The sequence below is a fragment of the Enterococcus ureasiticus genome, from assembly GCF_001730285.1.
Lineage (GTDB): Bacteria > Bacillota > Bacilli > Lactobacillales > Enterococcaceae > Enterococcus_L > Enterococcus_L ureasiticus.
The window spans coordinates 145,561-167,548 of record NZ_MIJZ01000014.1 but is presented as its reverse complement, the minus strand read 5'-3'; the positions used below and the strand labels follow the sequence as shown (position 1 = coordinate 167,548).

Sequence of the window (21,988 nt, the reverse complement as noted above, 5' to 3'; positions counted from 1 at the left end):
AGGTGAGGTAAATGAGTTCATTTAAACAATTTCAGTTCAACGATTTTATCATGGAAGCATTAGCGGATAAAGGGTTTGAACAACCAACAGAAGTACAAGAAAAATTGATTCCTGTCATTAAAAAAGGCAAAAGTGTAATTGGACAATCTCAAACCGGAAGTGGAAAGACCCATACATTTTTATTACCATTGATGAATAAAGTAAATCCTCAATTGGATGAAGTACAGATTTTAATCACGGCACCTAGTCGTGAATTAGCGAATCAAATTTATCAAGAAGCGATCCAAATCGCTAAATTCAGTCAACCTGAAATTCGTGTGACGAATTTTGTCGGTGGAACGGATAAGCAACGTCAAATCGCCAAGTTGAAACATCAACAACCCCATGTGGTTATTGGAACACCAGGTCGAATTTTAGATTTGATGAACGAGCAAGCACTAAAAGCACATACAGCTTTTGCTTTTGTAGTCGATGAAGCTGATATGACACTGGACATGGGCTTTTTAGAAGAAGTCGATCAAATTGCTGGACGTTTGCCAAATAAACTACAAATGTTGGTTTTCTCTGCGACCATTCCAGAAAAATTAAAACCTTTCTTGAAGAAATACATGGAAAATCCAGTTATAGAACATATTCAACCAAAAAATATTATCTCTGAAACCATTGATAATTGGCTGATTTCTACAAAAGGGAAAGACAAAAATCGTTTGATTTACCAATTATTGACGATTGGGCATCCTTATCTAGTGATCATATTTGCGAATACGAAACAACGAGTGGATGAAATCACTGATTATTTAAAAGATCAAGGCTTGAAAGTTGCGAAAATCCATGGGGATATTTCTCCTAGAGAACGTAAACGTGTCATGCGCCAAGTGCAAGATCTTGAATTTCAATATGTGGTGGCAACTGATTTAGCTGCACGAGGAATCGATATTGAAGGTGTTTCTCATGTGATCAATGCGGAAGTTCCAAGTGATTTAGATTTCTTTATTCACCGTGTCGGTAGAACTGGAAGAAATGGTCTGGATGGAACAGCAATCACACTTTATTCACCTGCGGATGAAGAAGCAATTTCTGAGGTTGAGGAATTAGGTATTAAGTTTCAGCCAAAAGAAATCAAAAATGGTGAGCTGATCGATACCTATGATCGTAACCGCCGTACAAAACGTGAGAAGTCAAAAGATGCGTTAGAAGACCCAACCTTGATTGGCTTGGTGAAAAAGAAAAAGAAAAAAATCAAACCAGGTTATAAAAAGAAAATCGAATGGGCAATTTCAGCTAGCAATAAGCAAAAACGTAAAGTTGAACGTCGTCAGCAAACTCGGACAGCGAAAAAATCTAAAAAAAATAGTTATAAATAAAACAAAGCAGCAAGATGGTCAAGTCATCTTAGCTGCTTAATTTTTTGATCATTTCTACGCAAATAATGCCGTCTTCTAAATACTCTTCAGAGTTTACTGAGTAATCCAATGCTTGGTAAAAAGACAATGCAGTTTTTTCTGCGGATAAAATACTGAATTTAAAGCCTTCTTTTGTCGCCTTATCTTCTAAAAGTAGAAGCAATGTTCGACCAATTCCTTGATTGCGATGCTCTTTTCTTACACAAAAGCGATCTGGCTGAACGGTGTCATCGTTTTTTTTCTGATAGCGAATCGTTGCAACAGCAAGTGATTGCTCATAAACAACAAAATAATTACGTTCTAATGTGTCTAGTTCATCAAATTCATCCTGCAGTGAAATGCCTTGCTCTAAAACAAAAACATCATAACGTAAGGCAAAAGCCGCTGCTTGATGCCAGCGCTCGCAGCCAAAGTGAGTGTGCATATAAGCCCTCCAGATAATTTTCTTAGTGAAAGATTCATTCAATGGTATAATTAATCATAGCAGATATTTTTGATGTCATCTAGCAATACTTACGAGCGTCGTTTTTAAAATACGAGGAGGGTTTAACTTGGACCTATTTGAACAAATTGAGTGGTCAAATTGGAAAAACTTAAAAGATGTTGAAAAAGAAGCTCTTTTACAGCAACTATTGATGTATTTTGTTCCGCCAACAATAGAAGTGAATACAATTGAATTAGTGAATTTTGAATTGTATGGCATTAAGTGCCGCACCTTCGAATTAGAATTAGATGGTGAATTGTTTGTTTTTATCCCAGGAAATAATGAAGCGATCCTTGGTTGGGATTTAGGTGCAGAGGGTTTACGAGCGCATGAACTGTTGGGATTTGATACTGAGCATTTGGCAAAGAATACATTTAAGACCACCTTGACCAATGAAGCAATCGATTCTGCCGATGAGTGGAATGAAGAAGAAATAAGCTATGATTTAACCTCGTTAGAAGGAATTTCAGAATACATAAATGAACATACGACAGAATTAAGAAAAGTTAAAATTCCTGCAATGTTTGTTCAAAAATATGCATTACCGGCTGGGACAGAATTTTTAGGAATTTTTGATACAGTCACAGGAACATTTGAAGGAGAAATCCAACAATTCTTTCCCCATGAAAGACAGATTTGTGAAAAATTATTTCCACTATTAACAGCTGCTGAAAGTCTTAGTTGGTCATTTCCGAAAACACTGTTGGAGAAAGATAAATTTTATCTAGAATTTTTACCTGAATCTGATTACTATTTTGTCTATAGCCATTCAGATTGTACCCATGACGAACTAAAGTTATCACTTAAACGAGAGGGCTTTAGTTTATTATCTGAAGATCAATGGGAATTTGCTGTAGGTGGAGGAACAAGACGGTTATTCCGTTGGGGCAATGAACTACTGATTCAGGAAAATGAATCTGGACGCCAAATCAAAAGTAAAATGGACGGGGCTAACATGTTTGGGTTAGTGATCGATACGCAAAAAGATCGTTATGAATTGACGACTGATCCGACCGCAATAAAATTAACTCAAAATGAATCCAATCGTAGTAGCTTGATTGAAGAGATGTTGCCGTTATCCACTTATTTTCGTTCCGACCATGTTCTTTTACCTGAACAAAAATTAAGCCCAACCGATTATTTATACCGAAAAGCAATTCTAATTGAAAATTAAACAGAAAACATTGACTTTTTTTCATTCTTTCCTTATAATTTGTAGGGAATCTAAAGGATATGATTCGTTTTTTTAGTGTTTACAGAAAGTTCTTCGGTGCTGAAAGAAGAATAACGCAAAAACGTAATTGCTCCCTTTACTAAATTTTGGTAGAAATACCAACGTTACTCAGCGTTAACGAGTTTAAGAGGTAATGAATGTATGTCAAGCGACTTCATTGCAAACAAGGTGGTACCGCGATTTGTCGTCCTTGTATTGCAGTGAAAGCCGCTTTTTTGTTGCACAAAAACCAACACCAATCACTTATTTTAGAAAGTAGGAATCGAACAATGAAACAATTATCAAGTAGTCAAGTTCGTCAAATGTATTTAGACTTTTTCAAATCAAAAGGACACTCTGTGGAGCCAAGTGCTTCTTTAGTTCCTGTCAATGATCCAACATTATTATGGATCAACTCAGGTGTTGCGACATTGAAGAAATATTTTGATGGTTCTGTTGTACCTGAAAATCCAAGAATCACGAATGCTCAAAAATCGATTCGTACCAATGATATCGAAAATGTTGGGAAAACTGCTCGTCACCATACAATGTTTGAAATGTTAGGAAACTTTTCAATCGGCGATTATTTTAAAAATGAAGCGATCCATTGGGCGTGGGAATTTTTAACGTCTCCTGAATGGATGGCATTTGATCCTGAAAAATTATATGTCACAGTTTATCCAAAAGATACAGAAGCAAAACGTATTTGGCATGAAGAAGTTGGTTTATCGATGGATCATATCATTGATATCGAAGATAACTTCTGGGATATCGGTGCAGGTCCTTGTGGTCCAGATTCAGAAATTTTCTATGATCGTGGTGAGTCTTTCAACGATGTCGCAGAAGATGATCCAGAAAATTATCCTGGTGGCGAAAATGAACGTTATTTAGAAATTTGGAACTTAGTATTCTCTGAGTTTAATCACCAAGCGGATGATACTTATGAGCCATTACCGCATAAAAATATTGATACGGGCATGGGCTTAGAGCGAATGGTTTCCATCGTTCAAAATGCACCAACTAACTTTGAAACAGATTTATTTATGCCGATCATTCATGCGGTAGAAAAATTGAGCGGACAAGTAACATATGGTCAATCACCGCAAACTGATATTTCCTTTAAAGTCATTGCAGATCATATCCGTGCATTATCATTTGCAATCGGTGACGGTGCGTTACCTTCAAATGAAGGCCGTGGCTATGTATTGCGCCGCTTATTACGCCGTGCGGTTATGCATGGGAAAAAATTAGGAATCAACGAAGCTTTCTTATACAAACTAGTTCCAGTCGTTGGAGAAGTGATGGTAAGTTATTATCCAGAAGTACTGCAACAAAAAGAATTTATCGAAAAAGTAGTGCGTACAGAAGAAGAACGTTTCCACGAAACAATCAATGAAGGTCTAGAGATTTTAAATGACTTGATCACAAAAGTGAAAGCGGCAAACGAAGCGACTTTGAATGGGAAAGAGATCTTTAAATTATACGATACGTATGGTTTCCCTGTTGAATTAACAGAAGAAGTCGCAGAAGATTCTGGTTTAAAAGTTGACCATGCAGGCTTTGAAAAAGAAATGGAAGCCCAAAGAGATCGTGCTCGTTCTGCTAGAAGTAAAGCAACTTCAATGGGTGTTCAATCGGCTGTTTTGACGGATATTAAAGTCGAAAGTAAATTTGTCGGTTATAGTAACTTAGAAGCGACAAGCAAGCTTTTGATCATTCTAAAAGACGAAGAAATTCTTAGCGAACTGTCAGAAGGTACAGCACAGTTGATTTTTGCTGAAACTCCTTTCTATGCAGAAATGGGTGGACAAGTTGCCGATCACGGAACGATCAAAGATCAAAATGGTACGATCGTAGCCCACGTAGAAAATGTCTTAAAAGCACCAAATGGTCAATTTTTACACACAGTTCAAGTGACTGGTAAATTAGTTGAAGGCGCAACATACGAACTACATGTAGATGAAAAAATGCGCAATCGCATCTTGAAAAATCATACGGCGACGCACTTACTACACCGTGCGTTGAAAGACATTTTAGGCGATCACGCGAATCAAGCGGGTTCATTGGTTGCTCCAGGGCACTTACGTTTTGACTTCACTCATTTTGGACAAGTTACTCCAGAAGAGTTAGTTCAAATGGAAGCCATCGTCAATGAAAAAATCTGGGAAGCCATTCCAGTTGAAACGGTCGAAACAGATATCGATACAGCTAAAAATATGGGCGCTATGGCTTTATTCGGTGAGAAATATGGGAAAGAAGTCCGTGTTGTCAATATCGGTGGCTACTCGATCGAACTTTGTGGTGGAACACATGTAACAAATACAGAAGATATCGGTATTTTCAAAATTGTTTCTGAATCAGGAATCGGTGCGGGCGTACGCCGGATCGAGGCTGTTACAAGTAAAGAAGCATATGAGCTTATGAATGAAGAAGAAAAACAATTAAAAACAATTGCTGGGATTGTTAAATCACCTCAATTGAAAGAAGTTGTGACAAAAACTGAACAATTACAACAACAATTACGCGATTTACAAAAAGAAAATGAACAACTTGCTGGAAAATTAGCAAATCAACAAGCTGGAGACATTTTCAAAGACGTTAAAGAAATCAATGGGACAACATACATTGCGGCACAAGTAAACGTAAAAGATATGAATCAATTACGTCAATTAGCAGATCAATGGAAACAAAAAGAATTGTCAGATGTTTTAGTTTTAGCTACAGCGCAAGAGGACAAAGTCAGCTTGTTAGCAGCTATGTCTAAAGCAGCAAACGAAAAAGGCCTAAAAGCTGGTGATTTAATCAAAACAATCGCACCAAAAGTAGGCGGTGGCGGTGGTGGCCGTCCAGATATGGCCCAAGCTGGCGGTAAAAATCCAGCGGGGATCAGTGATGCGTTGAATGAAGTAGCCAACTGGTTAGCAAATTAATACTAAAAGCAGACAAAACCGAGTGACATGGTTTTGTCTGCTTTTTTATTTTTCAATTCAGAGGGCTATTTCTTTCATTTTTTTCATTTTGTTGTTAGATTTAAGATAGTATTACTCATATTCATTTAATAATGATGGGATGAATAGTTTATATACGTACAAAAAAATAAAGTGAAAAAATCCTTATTGCATAGAAGTAATCTGTGATTTTTTTATTCTATTGAACGGTTAAAATCAGTGATAGTTTCAGAAAGTTTAGTGTCTTTTCTTTTGTAAAAGTCAGAAAGAAAAATATTTTCTGTAACTTTTTTGTCTATCATGAAATAAAATCATGATTTTTTGATTCATATGTAAGTAGAAAATAATGTAAATGCTTTTTAGGAGAGTGGGGAGAAATAAATGTCTAATGAAAAAAGCCAGATCGAACAGTTTCAAACAGGCGAAAATTTCTATAGTCAACGTTATTTTGGTTCTCACCAAGCAGTTTATGAGGATCAAAAAGGATTTGTTTTTCGATTGTGGGCACCAAATGCGCAAGCTGTTTGGTTAGTGGGTGATTTTAATAACTGGGATCGTTCGTTACCTATGGCAAAAGAGGAAGAGTTTGGTAGCTGGAAAATTTTCACCCCAAGTGCAAAAGAAGGTGATTTCTATAAATATTTAGTGAAACAAGCAGATGGCAGAGAAGTTTATAAAATCGATCCTTTTGCTACTTTTTTCGAAAAACGACCCAATAATGCTTCAATGGTCAACACAATAGCTGAGAAAAATTGGCGTGATGGGCTTTGGCATCAAGAAAAAAAACAGCAGGATCATTTTAAGCAGCCATTAAATATTTATGAAGTTCATGCAAGTTCTTGGCAATGTGAAGAGGATGGAACGCCCTATACATTTAAACAGTTAAAAGACACACTGATTCCTTATGTAAAAGAAATGGGCTTTTCTCATATTGAGTTTATGCCTTTGATGGAGCATCCATTAGGTGAGTCATGGGGCTATCAGTTGATTGGCTATTTTGCACTAAGTTCGTATTATGGTACACCAGTTGAGTTTCAAGAGTTTGTGGAAGCCTGTCATGTGAATGGTATCGGTGTTTTCATTGATTGGGTACCTGGGCATTTTTGTATTAATGATGATGCGTTGGCTTATTATGACGGAACGCCGCAATTTGAGTATGACGATCCAGTTCTGGCGGAGAATATTCGTTGGGGATCGCTTAATTTTGATTTAAGCAAACCACAAGTACAGAGTTTTTTGATTTCCAGCGCTTTATATTGGATCGAGGTATTTCATGTTGATGGGATACGTGTGGATGCTGTTTCTAATATGCTTTATCTTGATTATGATGAAGGACCTACGTTTCTTGATCAAGAAGGAGGCAATCGTAATTGGGCCGGTTTTTACTTTTTACAAAAACTAAATGCTGTCATCAAACAGACTCATCCAGAGGTAATCATGATTGCCGAAGAAAGTTCCTCAGAGACTAAAATAACAGGAACTGTTGAAAGCGGAGCTTTAGGTTTTGACTACAAATGGAATTTGGGCTGGATGAATGATACGCTGCGTTTTTATGAAATGGATGCAGTGTTTCGAAAATATAATTTTCGTCTACTGACTTTTTCGTTTATGTATATGATGAATGAAAAATACATTTTACCCATATCTCATGACGAGGTCGTTCATGGAAAGAGAAGTTTGATGCATAAAATGTGGGGCGATCGATATAAGCAATTTGCTCAACTTCGTAATTTATACGTCTATTTGATGGCTCATCCTGGTAAAAAGCTTCTGTTTATGGGAAGTGAATGGGGCCAGTTTTTAGAATGGAAGTCAGATAAAAGTCTGGAATGGATCGATCTTGAGGATGAAATGAATCATAGCATGCAGTATTTTACAAAGACACTTAATCAATTTTATAAAAATGAAAAGGCATTGTGGGAATTAGATCATGTTTCTGAAACGATTGAAGTAATCGACGCTGATAACAGCGAAGAAACAGTATTGAGTTTTATCAGGAAAGGGAAGAGCAAAAAAGACTTTTTGATCGTTATCTTGAATTTTTCACCGGTAGAAAGACAAAATTTTACGATTGGTGTGCCGTTTCCTGGGACCTATGAGGAAGTACTGAATACTGAGATGAAAGATTTCGGTGGGACATGGACCGAACCAAATCAAATAAGTGAAACAAGTAAAGACTCTTTTAAACAATTTGATTATCGAATTCAGACCATTGTTCCTTCTCTTGGAGCAATCATTTTAAAGCCAAAAGTAATCAACACAAGAATAAAAAGAACGACAATTAATTAGTGAATTCTTAATTTCAGATAAAAGAACAGGGATTTTTGAAAGGGGGCAGGGTGGAATTTCACCCGAAGTAGATGAAAACAGAAATGTTGGCCATGATTTTAGCTGGTGGGCAAGGAACACGCCTAGGAAAGTTAACGAAAAATATCGCTAAACCTGCTGTGCCTTTTGGCGGCAGATATCGAATTATTGATTTTACATTAAGTAATTGCATCAATTCAGGCATCAAAAATGTTGGAGTCGTCACACAATATCAGCCGCTTGCATTAAATAACCATATTGGAAATGGCGCAAGCTGGGGCTTAGATGGAATTGATTCTGGTGTGACGATTTTACAACCCTATTCTAGTTCCGATGGTGAAAAATGGTTTGAAGGGACTGCCCACGCAATTTATCAAAATATTTCCTATATTGATCAAATGGATCCGCAATATGTATTGGTTTTATCTGGGGACCATATTTATAAAATGAATTATGAAGAGATGTTAGAAGAACATATTGCGAATAATGCCTCATTGAGCGTGGCTGTTATTGAAGTGCCTCTTAAAGAAGCATCACGCTTTGGTATCATGAATACGGATGAAAATAATCGGATCATCGAGTTTGACGAGAAACCAGAAGAACCTAAGAGTAACTTGGCTTCAATGGGCATTTATATTTTTAATTGGGGACGACTACGAAATGTCTTACTAAATAACTATTCAAAAGATGGTCAAATGCTTGATTTCGGGAAACACGTCATTCCATCCTACTTGGATGCTGGTGAAAATGTTTATGCTTATCGTTTTGATGGTTATTGGAAAGATGTCGGAACGATCGAGTCTTTATGGGAAGCAAATATGGAATTTATAAGTTTGGAAAATGAGTTACACATGCGAGATAAAAGTTGGCGTATGTTCTCAAAAAACACTATTTCTCCTCCACATTTTATTACTGAAACAGCCTCAGTTAGCAATTCATTAGTAGTTGATGGCTGTTATGTGGCAGGAACGGTCAAAGATAGTATTCTTTCAACTAATGTGCAAGTAAAGGTTGGCTCAACGATTGAAAGTAGTGTGATCATGCCGGGTGCAACAATCGGAAAAAATGTTAAAATCAAAAATGCGATTATCGGTGAAAATGCGATTATTGGCGACAATGCAGTGATTTATAAAGAAGATGACATTGAAGTGATCGGCTATTCTGAAGTGATTGGGGTGCAAAGCGATGAAGACTAAAAAAATGTGTGCGATTTTAGGAAATGTATCAGCGTTTCAAGGCCTATTACCATTAACTGAAGAACGACCATTAGATACATTGCCTTTTGATTGCAAATATCGGTTGATCGATTTTCCTCTTTCAAGCATTGCTAATGCAAACATCAACTCGATTTTTATGATATTCAATGAAGGGGAAACACGTTCCGTTTTTGATCATATCGGTGGTGGTAAAGAATGGAATTTAGATTCTCTACAAAATAGCTATTTTGTTTATTTCTATCAGGATTTTTTAAAGCAAAAAGCACAAGGACTGCCATATTATTCTGCGGTCATCGATTATCTTGAAAAATCAGAATCTGAGTATACTGTTTTTATGGGAAGTAACATGCTTTGTGCGATTGACCTGCGGGCTGTTTTGAAAACTCATCAAAAACAAAACAATAAGATGACGGTTGTTTATAAACGGATGGAAGCAGAAAAACTATCAGCAAATAATCGAATCATTCAAGTCGACAAAACTGGAAATGTCGCAAGTGTTCAGGCCTTTGAGCAAGATTTAGAAAAAGAAAAACAATTGAGTCTTTCTATGGACATCTTTATCGTTCAAACCAAGTGGCTGATAGAACAATTAATAATCGGTCAAGCCAACAACAGTTCGATAAGTTTGATTGAATTTTTAGGAGAAAAAATAGCGGATATTCAGACGACAGCATACGAATATACTGGATATTTAAGTAATATCGATGATGTTGCTTCATACTATCAGGCTAATATGGATATGTTAGATGTAAAAAAATTCAATGCATTGATGTACACAAAACAAAAAATTTACACGAAACGTAAGAATGAAGTACCAACTTATTATTCAGAGAACTCCAGTGTAAAAAATAGTCAGTGTGCAACGGGCTGTGTCATTGAGGGACATTTGGAAAATAGTTTGATTTCAAGAAGAACGATGATTAAAAAAGGAGCTAAAGTGAAACGAACGATCGTGATGTCGAACGCTCAAATTGAAGAAGATGCAGTGATTGAATATGCTATATTAGATAAAAATGTCACAGTCAAGGCCGGGGTAAAAATTTCTGGTACAGCACATAATCCTGTCGTGATCCATAAAAATCAAGTGGTTGAAGCAGATGTTATTGGGGGACGTGAATGATGAAGGTATTATTTGCAGCCGCAGAATGCGCACCCTTTTTTAAAACGGGGGGATTAGGTGATGTAATAGGTGCATTGCCTAAAGAACTAGCTAAAAAAGGGGCAAAACTTTCTGTTGTTTTGCCCTATTTTACAAAGATCCCTGAATCCTTTAAAGAACAATGTGAGGACCTAACCAACTTTTATGTTGATGTAGGTTGGCGGCATCAATATTGCGGGATTAAACGTTTAGTTCTGAATGATGTTACCTATTACTTTATTGAGAACGCGTATTATTTTGATCGTGAAAATCTTTATGGCTACGAGGACGACGGAGAACGTTTTGCCTACTTTTCTTTGGCAATCATTGAAATGTTGGAGAAAATCGATTTGTTACCTGATATTATCCATGTAAATGATTTTCACACAGCAATGATTCCTTTTTTATTAAAGGAAAAATACCAATGGATCGAAGCCTATCGTTCAATCAAGACGGTGTTAACGATTCATAATATTGAATTTCAAGGAGCGTATAGCCAAGATTTGTTGCCAGACTTTTTTGGAATGGGACTAGATCGTTATTATGATGGTGCTGCCCGCTTTGGTGATGGCGTCAATTATTTAAAAACGGGGATCTTATACGCTGATCGAGTGAACACAGTAAGTCCATCTTACGCAGAAGAAATAAAAACACCTGAATTTGGTTTTGGCTTAGATGGTGTTCTACGGTTAGAACAAGAAAAATTAACCGGCATTTTAAATGGAATCGACTATGAAATGAATGATCCAGAGACAGACAAATCGATCCCAGCAAATTTTTCGATAAACGACCTATCAGGTAAAAAGAAAAACAAAGAAGCGTTGCAAATGAAAATGGAACTGCCCATTCGGGATGATGTACCGTTGATTGGTATCGTCAGTCGTTTAACGTTTCAAAAAGGATTTCAGCTGATTTTAGATGAGTTAGCGAAACTTTTGGAAAAAGATGTTCAACTGGTACTTCTTGGAACGGGCGATCCGGGAATTGAACATTCGTTTAATTATTTTTCTGAGCATTATCCAACTAAATTTAAAGCGAAGATTACGTTTGATGTTGACTTGGCGCAATTGATTTATGCGGGTTCTGATCTATTTATGATGCCATCTGCAACAGAACCTTGCGGATTATCACAAATGATCGCAATGCGTTACGGTACTTTACCGATCGTTCACGAAATTGGCGGCTTGAAAGATACCGTGATTCCCTTTAATCCAGTGTCAAAAACAGGAACAGGCTTTGGTTTCTCTGATTTTAGTTCCTATTACTTATTATATAGCACAAATATGGCGATTGATTTGTATTGGAATGATCAGAAAACGTGGATACAATTGATGGAAACAGCAATGGCGAAGGATTTTAGCTGGGAAAAATCAAGCCGATTATACTTGGATCTATATGAACAGATGGTGGGATTCTAAAAAATTTTGTTGACCAATAAAAATAACTGAGGTATACTTTTAGCGAGAAATGAATAGCCAAAGAAAGCCATAGAGGTGTTTTTGTGAGTGTAAGTATCTAACTAGAGGAAATGAATAGCTGAAGAATAAACAACCATTTTTAGATGGCTTCTTTAGCATACCTATGTTGATACCTATCTTAACTCATAAAAAATCACCTGATAGACTGTAGTATATCTATCTATATTTATTGATTAGTGAGGGATGAAGGGAGACTTCATCCCTTTTTGTATACCCGATTGATCGATAAAACTTATACGCAGCTAAAAGGAATTTCTTTGGCTTATTCAAAACAAGATAGGTATCTCTTAAAAGAGAAGGAGATACCAATGAATCAAGAAACATATAATAAAACGCAATTTAATACAATCAAAGAAAAACTAATGACCTATGCAATTAGTTACTACGGAAAAGAGCGAATCAACGCATTACAGCCAAGTAGTCACTTAGATGTGGTCAAAAAACGTTTACAAGAAACCTCAGAAGCAAAAGCTTTGTTGCTGGCAAATCTACATGTTCCATTTATGGGCTTAAACAACATTGAACATCTAACCAATCAAGTTGAAAAAGGGTTTATTTTAGAGCCTAATGAGTTAGTCAGCTACGCAGATTTTCTTAGGAGTAGTCGTTTGATCCAATCATTCATGCAAAAAAATCAGTTTATCGCACCACTTTTAGCTAGATATAGCGAATCGTTACAGCTCTTTTCTGATATCGAAGATGAAATTTATCAGGTTATTCGCAACAATCAAGTGGAAAATGATGCCAGTCGTGAGCTTCGTAAAATCCGTCGAGCTGTTCAAGAGTGTGAAAAAGAAATTGAACTGAAACTAAATTCATTTCTTAGAAATGCGCAAAATAAACCGAAAATTCAAGAAGCAATCGTGGTTAAGAAAAACGACCGATATACAGTACCGATCAAAGCTACTTATAAAAACCAAATCTCAGGAACCATTATAGATGCTTCTTCGAAAGGGACGACTGTTTTTGTTGAGCCGGCAACCGTAGCAAAACTGAATGATAAGTTATATCAGCTAAAGATGGAAGAAGCAACAGAAGTGTATCAAATTTTATCAACTCTGACTGGTTTGATTGCAGAACAAATGAGCTCGATCCACTCAAATTTAGAAGTGGTTGCACAATATGACATGATTTTTGCTAAAGCGAAATACAGCAGAGAAATCAACGGCATTGAACCTAAAATCAATCAAGAAGGAATCATCGAATTTGTCAATGTGAAACACACTTTGTTAGGAGATACGGCTGTACCATTGAATCTATCACTAGGCAAAGACTATCGCGGCCTGACGATCACTGGACCGAATGCAGGAGGAAAAACGGTTGTGCTAAAAACCGTTGGCCTGATTTCGTTGCAAACAATGATTGGTGTGCAAATTATTGCTGATCACGGCACGAATATTGCCATTTTTGATCAGATCTTTGTTGATATCGGAGATCAGCAAAGTATCGAGAATGCGCTGAGCACTTTCTCAGGACATATGCATAATATCTCTGAAATTCTTGCTAAGACGAAACAAAACAGCTTGATTTTACTCGATGAAATCGGTAGTGGAACCGAACCAAATGAAGGTGCAGCACTAGCAATCGCGATCATGGAGGCTTTCTACAAAAAAGGCAGTATCATTATTACAACGACGCACTATGGAGAAATTAAACGTTTTTCTGAGCAACATGAAGATTTTCTGACTGCTGCAATGGCGTTTGATTCAGAAAACTTAATGCCTAAATACCAATTAATTTTAGGAGAAACTGGTGAAAGCAACGCTTTTTGGATCGCAAATAAGATGAACTTGGACAAACAAGTCGTTAAACTTGCCCAAAATTATTTACATGATCGCAACTATTCAACGAAAAAAGAAGCGTCTCTTCAAAAAGTCAAAAAACAAAAAGAGCAAACGATCTTTCAAACATACGAAAAAGGGGATCGAGTATTTTGGACGGAGAAAAAGAAAATTGGTTTAGTATTTGAACCAATAGAAATGTCGGATGATGTAGTGATTTACGTGGAAAATGAAAAAATAACCGTTCATAAACGCCAATTAAAACTAGACCGCAGCGCAAAAGAGCTATATCCACCAAACTATGATCTAGATTCCTTATTTGAAAATTATCATGACCGTAAGAGAAATCGCGATCTTGAAAGGGGTTCAAAAAAAGCACACAAAAAATTAAGAAAAGAAATGCAGGAGAGGCAAGCAAAAAATAATGATTAGATAGACTTACTTATATATAAAATCCAAGAAGAATGCGGAACAATTTTTAGAAAAAAATCTGATGATTGTTCTGCTTTTTTATGAACCTACTCATCGGAATTAGCTGAAAAAAACGATTGTAAATAAATTCCATCTTTCAAAGTTTTCAACCCGATTTTTCAATGGTATAATAACCACGGAGGAATATGTCGAATGAATGAAAATCAATTATCAAAACGTTTAGCACGTGTGGGAGAATTAGTCCCTGAACAAAGCCGTTTAGCAGATATCGGTTCTGATCATGCGTATTTACCTGTAGCATTAGTTTTACAAAAGAAACTTGATTTTGTGGTGGCTGGAGAAGTCGTAACAGGTCCATATGAAGCAGCCAAAAAACAAGTTAGAAAAAATGGTTTAACAGAACAAATCATCGTTCGTTTGGCTGATGGCTTAGATGCTGTAAAAGAAACAGACAAGATCACGGCTGTCACGATTTGTGGTATGGGTGGTGTTCTAATTCGTGATATTTTAGATGCTGGCTGGAATAAGCAACGTCTTCAAGGAAACGAACGCTTAGTTTTACAACCCAATATTGGCGAAAAGCCCTTACGCGATTGGTTGACAGTCCATGGCTATACAATTATCGAAGAAGATATCTTAGAAGAAAATAATAAAATCTATGAAATCATTGTTGCTTCCAGACAAGAGCTAAGAGTCGCTTACTCAGAGAAAGAACGCCTTTTCGGTCCTATTTTACTAAAAAAACAATCGCCTATTTTTCAAAAAAAATGGCAAGGTGAATTAAAACAACGTGAAACGATTTTAGCTCAATTAGCCAAAGCCGCTGGCGATCAACAAGCCAGAATCCAACAAATAGAAAAAGAAATCACTGAAATCGAGGAGGTTTTGTCAAATGAGTCTTGATGGTAACGTATTTATTGAACGCTTTGAAACGTATTGTCCTCAGTGGTTAGCTGAAGCAGGCGATCCTGTAGGTTTACACATCGGTACATTGAATAAAAAGCTAAATCGAGTTTTAGTAACATTAGATGTCCGTCCAGAAGTTGTTGCCGAAGCAATCGAAAAGCACGTTGACTTGATCATTGCCAAACATCCACCTATTTTTAGACCGGTAAAACGTTTAGATACTGATGATTTACAAACAAAAATGTATGCTGATTTATTGAAACATGACATTGCTGTTTTTGCGGCCCATACCAATATGGATATCATCGATAATGGACTAAATGACTGGTTTTGCGAATTGCTAGGGATACAAGATACGACCTATTTAACGAAAACACATACGATCGCTTATAAGAAATTAGCTGTCTTTGTCCCTGTGGAGGATGCAGTAAACATGCGTAAAGTACTTGGACAAGCAGGCGCAGGCCAACAAGGTGACTATACAAATACGAGCTACTCATTGATCGGAACAGGCAGATTTACACCAAAGACTGGCGCTAATCCAACCCTTGGGACGGTTGATAAAGAAGAGACGGTTCAAGAGGCTAAAATCGAAGTGATCTTTCCAGAAACAATCGAGACAAAAGTTATTCAAGCAATGTTAGAAGCACATCCTTATGAAGAACCAGCTTATGATGTGTATCAAATTGAAAATATGACTAAAGAATTCGGTTTGGGACGAGTGGGTCATTTAGAAAAAGCAGTCTCTTTAAACGATTTCGTGTCTACTATCAAAGAGACATTTGATTTAGAGGGATTGCGAATCGTAGCAGAAGATGAGTCCAAACTGATTCAGCGTGTTGCAATCTGTGGCGGTAGTGGCGAAAAATTTTTCCGTGATGCGATTAAAAAGCAGGCAGATGTTTATATCACTGGTGATGTTTATTATCATACAGGGCATGATATGCTGACAGAAGGCTTACCCGTGATCGATCCAGGGCATTATATCGAACAATTATGTAAACCAAAGTTGGTCGAACTATTCAATCAGTGGAAAAAAGATTATAATTGGACTATAGAATTTATCGAATCTGAGGTAAATACAAATCCGTTTAAATTTAGATAAAGTAGAAAGAAGGAACTTAACGATGTATGAAAATTTATTGCCACGTTTTTTACGCTATGTAAAAACAGAAACACGCTCAAATCCAAAAAGTGAAACGACTCCTTCAACACAAACACAGGTAGCTTTTGCGCAAACCTTAAAAAAAGAGTTGGAAGAGATCGGCATGAGTGATGTGATATATAGTGAAACAAATGGTTTTGTGATTGCTACTTTGCCAAGTAACATAGACAAAGAGGTTCGCTCAATCGGATTTATCGCGCATATGGATACAGCAGATTTCAATGCAGTGAACGTCAATCCACAAATTGTTGAAAACTATGATGGTGAATCAACGATCAAATTAGATAAAGAAGGAAAGTTCACATTAAATACAACTGATTTTCCTAATCTAAAAAACTATGCAAATCAAACGTTGATCACAACAGATGGTACAACACTTTTAGGTGCAGATGACAAGTCTGGGATCGCTGAAATCATGACTGCTATGGAAATTTTGATCAAAAACCCTTCAATCAAACATGGTACAATCCGAGTGGCTTTTGGTCCGGATGAAGAAATTGGTGTTGGTGCGGATAAATTTGACGTAGAACAATTTAACGTTGATTTCGCTTATACAATGGATGGCGGTCCAGTGGGTGAATTGCAATACGAAACATTCAACGCAGCACAAGCAGAAGTCACCATTCAAGGGAAAAATGTGCATCCTGGAACAGCAAAAGATACGATGATCAATGCATTGCAGTTGGCAATCGATTTCCAGAACCAATTACCGCAAAATGAAGTGCCTGAAAAAACAGACGGTTACGAAGGATTTTTCCATTTAGCTCAAATGAGTGGTACTCCAGAAGAAGCACAAATGACTTATATCATCCGTGATCATGATCGTGAAAAATTTGAAGCGCGCAAAGCGTTGATTCTTAAAGTTCAAGAAATTATCAATCAGCCGTTTGATCAAGAACGCGTTCAAATCGATTTATTTGATCAATATTACAACATGGGTGAAGTAATCGAAAAAGATATGAGCATTATTGAATTGGCAAAAAATGCGATGATCGAACTTGATATCGAGCCTTTGATCGAACCTGTCCGAGGCGGAACAGATGGTTCTAAAATTTCTTATCTAGGTATTCCAACGCCAAATATTTTTGCTGGTGGCGAAAATATGCATGGCCGCTTTGAGTTTGTTTCATTGCAAGCCATGGAAAAAGCGACGGATGTCATTGTGAAAATTGCAGAATCTAACGCTAAATAAAGTTAGTGTCAATTGATTATAGTAGTAAAATTTGAAAAGAGGGAGTAACGTTACAGGTAGTGACTTACTTCCTGTTTTTCTGTCAAGGTTAGAAGAACCTGCTGCGCCTTTGCTTTGAAACATAGTGGGACGTTGTCACCATTTTTAGTATGAGGAGGAACTCAAGTGGAAAATGTAATGATACTTTTTAATGAAACATCTGGTAAAGATAAAGGCAGAGAATTAGCAGAACAGTTTGTAGAGTATGCAAAAAATCACGGACAAACAAACACGCATTTTCTATTAGAACAAGTTGGCCCAGATTGTGATAGCAAAAAAACAGTCGAAAAAGCTAAGACTGAAAATATTGATACGCTTATTTTCATTGGTGGAGATGGCACGATCAATCATAATGTGGAGGATTTCAAAGAAGAGTTGCCGCACCTAAACGTTGGGTTATTGCCAGGTGGAACGGTGAATAACATGGCTAGAGTTTTAGGCATACCGATGAAATTTGAAGCAGCTGCTGATGTGATTTTGGGTGGAGTCACTAGAAAAATCGATTATGGTATGATTAACGAAAAAGTGATTGTTAGCACAATGACGATTGGTATTTTAGCAGATACAGCGGCTCGGATCAGTCAAGAAGACAAACAAAAATACGGCAAGCTTATTTTTGTTAAGAACTTTTTCAAATTGCTCGCAAAGAAAAAACGTTATCGCTTAGAAATCAAAACAGAAAAAGAGCAGTGGCAAGGAAAGACACAGCTGGTTACTGTGACGATGACAAATTCTGTTGGTGGTTATACAAATTTTGATGATTCGGCATCACCAGATGATGGGCTGTTTCATTTAACTATTCTACCGAAATTAAACTTTTTCAAATTGGCTTTTTATTTACCCAAAATTATTGCAGGAAAAATTTATGAGCTTCCTGATATCAAATACATGACAGCGGCTGAAATAAACATTAAAAGTCAAAACGAAAAAAAAGTTGGAACACGTGTGGATGGTGATCCAAGTGAAGATTTACCAATTCAAATGAAAGTGGCTAAGCATGGTTTGACTGTTTTTGTCCCTGGTTCTTAGGCTTGACTTTTTGTGTAAGTGTTTGATTAACTTTACAACTCTTGGTTTTTCAAGGTATTCTATTAAGAGAATGATGGTTGGAGGAAAATGAATGACAGGTTTGTTGAAACATTTACCTTGGGTGTATTTGCTCATCGTAAATTTGGTTGAATTATTTGTGATGTATCTTGATAAACAGCGAGCTAAAAGAAAAAAATGGCGGATTCCTGAATTTGATCTTTTATTTATAGGCTTGATTGGAGGAGGAATCGGTGGTTTATTCGCTCAACAACTTTTTCATCATAAAACGAGAAAATTACGCTTTTATTTTTTCTTTATTTTTGGTACACTTGTGGCTATTGCAATTATTTGTTTTAGTTATAAAAGATAATCGTGAATACAAATTTAGTGGGGAGAAACTATGAAAAGCAATTCTAAAACAAAAGTTTTCCTGAATATCGGTCTGTTAGCCATTTTTATCGGAGTGCTTATTTATGTGATGGATAATTCTCTAAGTGATATATTTGCTCAATTAATGGAAACAAGCTGGATCGTTGTTGCCCTAGTTATTTTGTTGGGAGTCATATATCAAATCGTCGAAGGCCGTTCCATCAAAGAGATTGCTTCTTATTTTCAAAAAGATTTCACAACGAAAGATGGTTTTTTTACTTCTTGTTATGTCGCATTTTATCGTGTGATTTCATTTGGAACTGGAACATTGCTTTCTGAAATTTATTTTTATAAGAAAAAAGGACTAGCGGTTTCTCAAGGTGTAGGCGTGACAGCGTTACATATGATCATGTATAAAGTCGCCGTCATTTTTTTGTCAGTACTTGGATTGATTTTCCAATTTTCTTTATTTTATGAACGTGCACCAAAAATGATTCCTTTTATTTTAATGGGCGTCGGATTGACCTTTGTGATTATTTTTTCACTACTGATTCTTTCAAGCAGTATCAATCTTCAAGTGATATTAATAAGCTGGACAAATAAGCACTTTAAGCGAAAAAAATTACGGGATTGGGTAGATAAATGCAATCTGCAAATCTATTCTTTAAGAGAAACGGTTCAAACTGTTACCAAAGACCGTTCAGCCATGATTCGGATTTTTGGCTGGAATGTAGCGAAGTTACTTTTTTGGTATGTGATTCCATATGTTGTATTGGTTGTGAATCATCCGAATATTGATTTTCTTTTAGTTCTTTCCTTTACCAGTTTTTCAGTTATCTTGTCTGGTGTATTTCCAACACCAGCAGGAATTGGTCCGTTTGAATTTGTTTATTTATTACTCTTTAAACCTTTAGTGGGGACTGTTGATGCAGTATCATCTTTATTATTGTATCGCTTTGGCAGCTTTGTTTTACCATTTTTGATTGGGTTTGTTTATGTCTTGATTCAAAAAAGACGAGAGATAAAATTAGGACTTCATGCTGTTAGGGAAGAGAAAAAAGGAGTCACGGATGAGTAAAACTGGTGATTTTTGATTGATTTAATCCAATTTTGCTATATTCTAATGTTAATGAGAAAAAATAAATGTTCTATAAAATAGCGATTAAGACTGAAACTTTGAATTATCAAGGTTTTGGTCTTTTTAATTTCAAGAGAAAAAAAGTTTTATTAGAGAGAATGGATATTTTTGTTTTTTATCTAATAAATTGCTGATAAAATTAATATTTATGCATGTGAAAGCTTGTTTAAACTCTTAAAAATGATTATGATTAAAAAGATATTTTATACTTAATTATGATTAGGAGTGTTTTGATGGAACAAAAGCAAATGCGATGGTTTACCGTTGGTTTGATAGCCTTTAACATGGTTTGGGGCTTAGGTAATGTCGTGAATAACTATGCACAACAAGGGATTTCTGTTGTGACATCCTGGATTTTGATTTTGGTCTTATATTTTATTCCCTATGCTTTGATTGTCGGACAACTTGGTTCAACATTCAAAGACAGTAGTGGCGGAGTTAGTTCATGGGTTCAAAATACGAGTACGAAGCGTTTGGCTTATTATGCTGCCTGGACGTATTGGGTTGTACATATCCCTTATTTAGCTCAAAAACCGCAATTAGTTCTGATCGCTTTCGGTTGGGCGATCCAAGGCAATGGAGATATTGTGAATAATTTCTCAGTTGTAGGCATCACGTTGATTTCTTTAGCTATTTTCTTAATTTTCTTATTACTCTCTACTAAAGGTTTGATGACCTTAAAAGTCATTGGTGGAATGGCCGGAACCGCAATTTTTGTAATGTCTATGCTGTTTATCTTATTAGCAATTGGTGCGCCAATGATGAATTCATCTGTTGAATTTGCTACACCGCATATGGATAAAATCAGTACGTATATTCCTAAATTTGATTTTAGTTACTTTACGACAGTTTCCATGCTCGTGTTTGCTGTTGGCGGCGCTGAAAAGATTTCACCATATGTAAACTCAATGAGAAATCCAGCCAAAGAATTTCCTAAAGGAATGATTTTCTTGGCTGCAATGGTTGGTGTTTCTGCGGTATTGGGTTCATTTGCAATGGGGATGTTGTTTGCAAGTAATAATATTCCAGAAGATTTAATGGCTAACGGTGCATATACTGCCTTCCAATTGTTAGGTGAGTATTATGGCGTTGGTAACTTACTGATGATCATTTATGCGATTACAAATGGTATCGGACAAATATCAGCTTTAGCCTTTTCAATCGATGCACCGTTACAAATTCTTTTAGCTGATGCAGATCCAGATTACGTTCCAGCTGCTTTACGTAAAAGAAGTAAAAAAGGAACATTGATTAATGGTTATTTATTAACAGGAATTTTAGTAAGTATCATCATCGTATTACCGATGTTTGGTATCGAGAATATCAAAGAATTAGTGAAATGGTTGACCAATTTGAATTCTGTTGTGATGCCAATGCGTTATCTATGGGTATTCTTTGCTTATATGATGTTAAATAAAGCCTATAAAAATTATTCGTCTGAATATAAGTTTATAAAAAATCCTAAAATTGCTTTTGGCTTTGGACTATGGTGTTTCTTATTTACAGCATTCGCTTGTATTTTAGGAATGGTGCCAAAAATTGACTTTGCAGCAGACCCTAAAGCATGGTTCTTCCAATTAGCATCTAATATCATCACACCAGTTGTGTTGATTTTATTAGGTATGATTTTACCAGCTTTAGCTCGTCGTGATAAAAAGAAAGCACAAATCAATTAACAGAAAGAGAGGGAAATACTCTGTGAGAGTATTTTTCTCTCTTTTTAATTATCTCAAAAAATGATATGATGAA

At 36.3% G+C, this 21,988-nt stretch carries 16 protein-coding genes; 15 read left to right on the top strand and 1 reads right to left on the bottom strand.

The window, feature by feature from the left end:
- Nucleotides 1-11: 11 nt before the first annotated feature.
- Complete coding sequence (locus tag BCR21_RS11605; RefSeq protein ID WP_069646621.1) at nt 12-1,364, top strand: DEAD/DEAH box helicase; 1,353 nt, start codon at nt 12-14, stop codon at nt 1,362-1,364.
- A 28-nt stretch (nt 1,365-1,392) separates the two neighbouring features.
- Here the strand turns inward: BCR21_RS11605 and BCR21_RS11600 are convergent, their stop codons facing one another.
- Nucleotides 1,393-1,827: a GNAT family N-acetyltransferase gene (locus tag BCR21_RS11600; RefSeq protein WP_069646620.1), complete on the bottom strand. Its 435-nt coding sequence runs from the start codon at nt 1,825-1,827 to the stop codon at nt 1,393-1,395.
- Nucleotides 1,828-1,954: 127 nt separating this feature from the next.
- Between BCR21_RS11600 and BCR21_RS11595 the strand changes: the two genes are divergently transcribed.
- The 14 genes from BCR21_RS11595 to BCR21_RS11530 all read left to right on the top strand — a co-directional run bounded on the left by BCR21_RS11595 (nt 1,955) and on the right by BCR21_RS11530 (nt 21,915).
- On the top strand, nt 1,955-3,061 hold the full coding sequence (locus BCR21_RS11595; RefSeq protein WP_069646619.1) for a DUF7278 family profilin-like fold-containing protein: 1,107 nt from the start codon (nt 1,955-1,957) through the stop codon (nt 3,059-3,061).
- Between the two features lie 329 nt (nt 3,062-3,390).
- Nucleotides 3,391-6,030, top strand: coding sequence for an alanine--tRNA ligase (alaS, locus tag BCR21_RS11590; protein WP_069646825.1), 2,640 nt, complete (start codon nt 3,391-3,393; stop codon nt 6,028-6,030).
- 399 nt (nt 6,031-6,429) lie between these two features.
- Nucleotides 6,430-8,337, top strand: coding sequence for a 1,4-alpha-glucan branching protein GlgB (gene glgB, locus BCR21_RS11585; RefSeq protein WP_069646618.1), 1,908 nt, complete (start codon nt 6,430-6,432; stop codon nt 8,335-8,337).
- A 71-nt stretch (nt 8,338-8,408) separates the two neighbouring features.
- Nucleotides 8,409-9,551: a glucose-1-phosphate adenylyltransferase gene (locus tag BCR21_RS11580; protein WP_069646617.1), complete on the top strand. Its 1,143-nt coding sequence runs from the start codon at nt 8,409-8,411 to the stop codon at nt 9,549-9,551.
- Nucleotides 9,541-10,692, top strand: a complete 1,152-nt coding sequence (gene glgD, locus BCR21_RS11575; RefSeq protein WP_069646616.1) for a glucose-1-phosphate adenylyltransferase subunit GlgD — start codon at nt 9,541-9,543, stop codon at nt 10,690-10,692. The genes BCR21_RS11580 and glgD overlap by 11 nt, the downstream gene beginning before the upstream one ends.
- A complete protein-coding gene (gene glgA, locus BCR21_RS11570; protein WP_069646824.1) occupies nt 10,692-12,128 on the top strand; it encodes a glycogen synthase GlgA in 1,437 nt (478 codons plus the stop codon). The genes glgD and glgA overlap by 1 nt, the downstream gene beginning before the upstream one ends.
- 368 nt (nt 12,129-12,496) lie before the next feature.
- Entirely contained in the window at nt 12,497-14,401 is a 1,905-nt protein-coding gene (locus tag BCR21_RS11565; RefSeq protein ID WP_069646615.1) for an endonuclease MutS2, read from the top strand.
- Nucleotides 14,402-14,593: 192 nt separating this feature from the next.
- Nucleotides 14,594-15,304: a tRNA (adenine(22)-N(1))-methyltransferase gene (locus tag BCR21_RS11560; protein WP_069646614.1), complete on the top strand. Its 711-nt coding sequence runs from the start codon at nt 14,594-14,596 to the stop codon at nt 15,302-15,304.
- The gene (locus BCR21_RS11555; protein ID WP_069646613.1) at nt 15,294-16,412 is read left to right on the top strand and encodes a Nif3-like dinuclear metal center hexameric protein; all 1,119 of its coding nucleotides are present in this window, start codon (nt 15,294-15,296) and stop codon (nt 16,410-16,412) included. The genes BCR21_RS11560 and BCR21_RS11555 overlap by 11 nt, the downstream gene beginning before the upstream one ends.
- Before the next feature lie 22 nt (nt 16,413-16,434).
- The gene (pepT, locus tag BCR21_RS11550; RefSeq protein ID WP_069646612.1) at nt 16,435-17,664 is read left to right on the top strand and encodes a peptidase T; all 1,230 of its coding nucleotides are present in this window, start codon (nt 16,435-16,437) and stop codon (nt 17,662-17,664) included.
- A gap of 165 nt (nt 17,665-17,829) precedes the next feature.
- Nucleotides 17,830-18,732: a diacylglycerol/lipid kinase family protein gene (locus BCR21_RS11545; protein WP_069646611.1), complete on the top strand. Its 903-nt coding sequence runs from the start codon at nt 17,830-17,832 to the stop codon at nt 18,730-18,732.
- A 91-nt stretch (nt 18,733-18,823) separates the two neighbouring features.
- Nucleotides 18,824-19,102, top strand: coding sequence for a DUF1294 domain-containing protein (locus tag BCR21_RS11540; protein WP_069646610.1), 279 nt, complete (start codon nt 18,824-18,826; stop codon nt 19,100-19,102).
- A gap of 30 nt (nt 19,103-19,132) precedes the next feature.
- On the top strand, nt 19,133-20,179 hold the full coding sequence (locus BCR21_RS11535) for a lysylphosphatidylglycerol synthase transmembrane domain-containing protein (protein ID WP_069646609.1): 1,047 nt from the start codon (nt 19,133-19,135) through the stop codon (nt 20,177-20,179).
- A 293-nt stretch (nt 20,180-20,472) separates the two neighbouring features.
- Nucleotides 20,473-21,915 (top strand): amino acid permease, encoded by a 1,443-nt coding sequence (locus BCR21_RS11530; protein ID WP_069646608.1) that lies wholly within the window; start codon nt 20,473-20,475, stop codon nt 21,913-21,915.
- Nucleotides 21,916-21,988 lie beyond the last annotated feature (73 nt).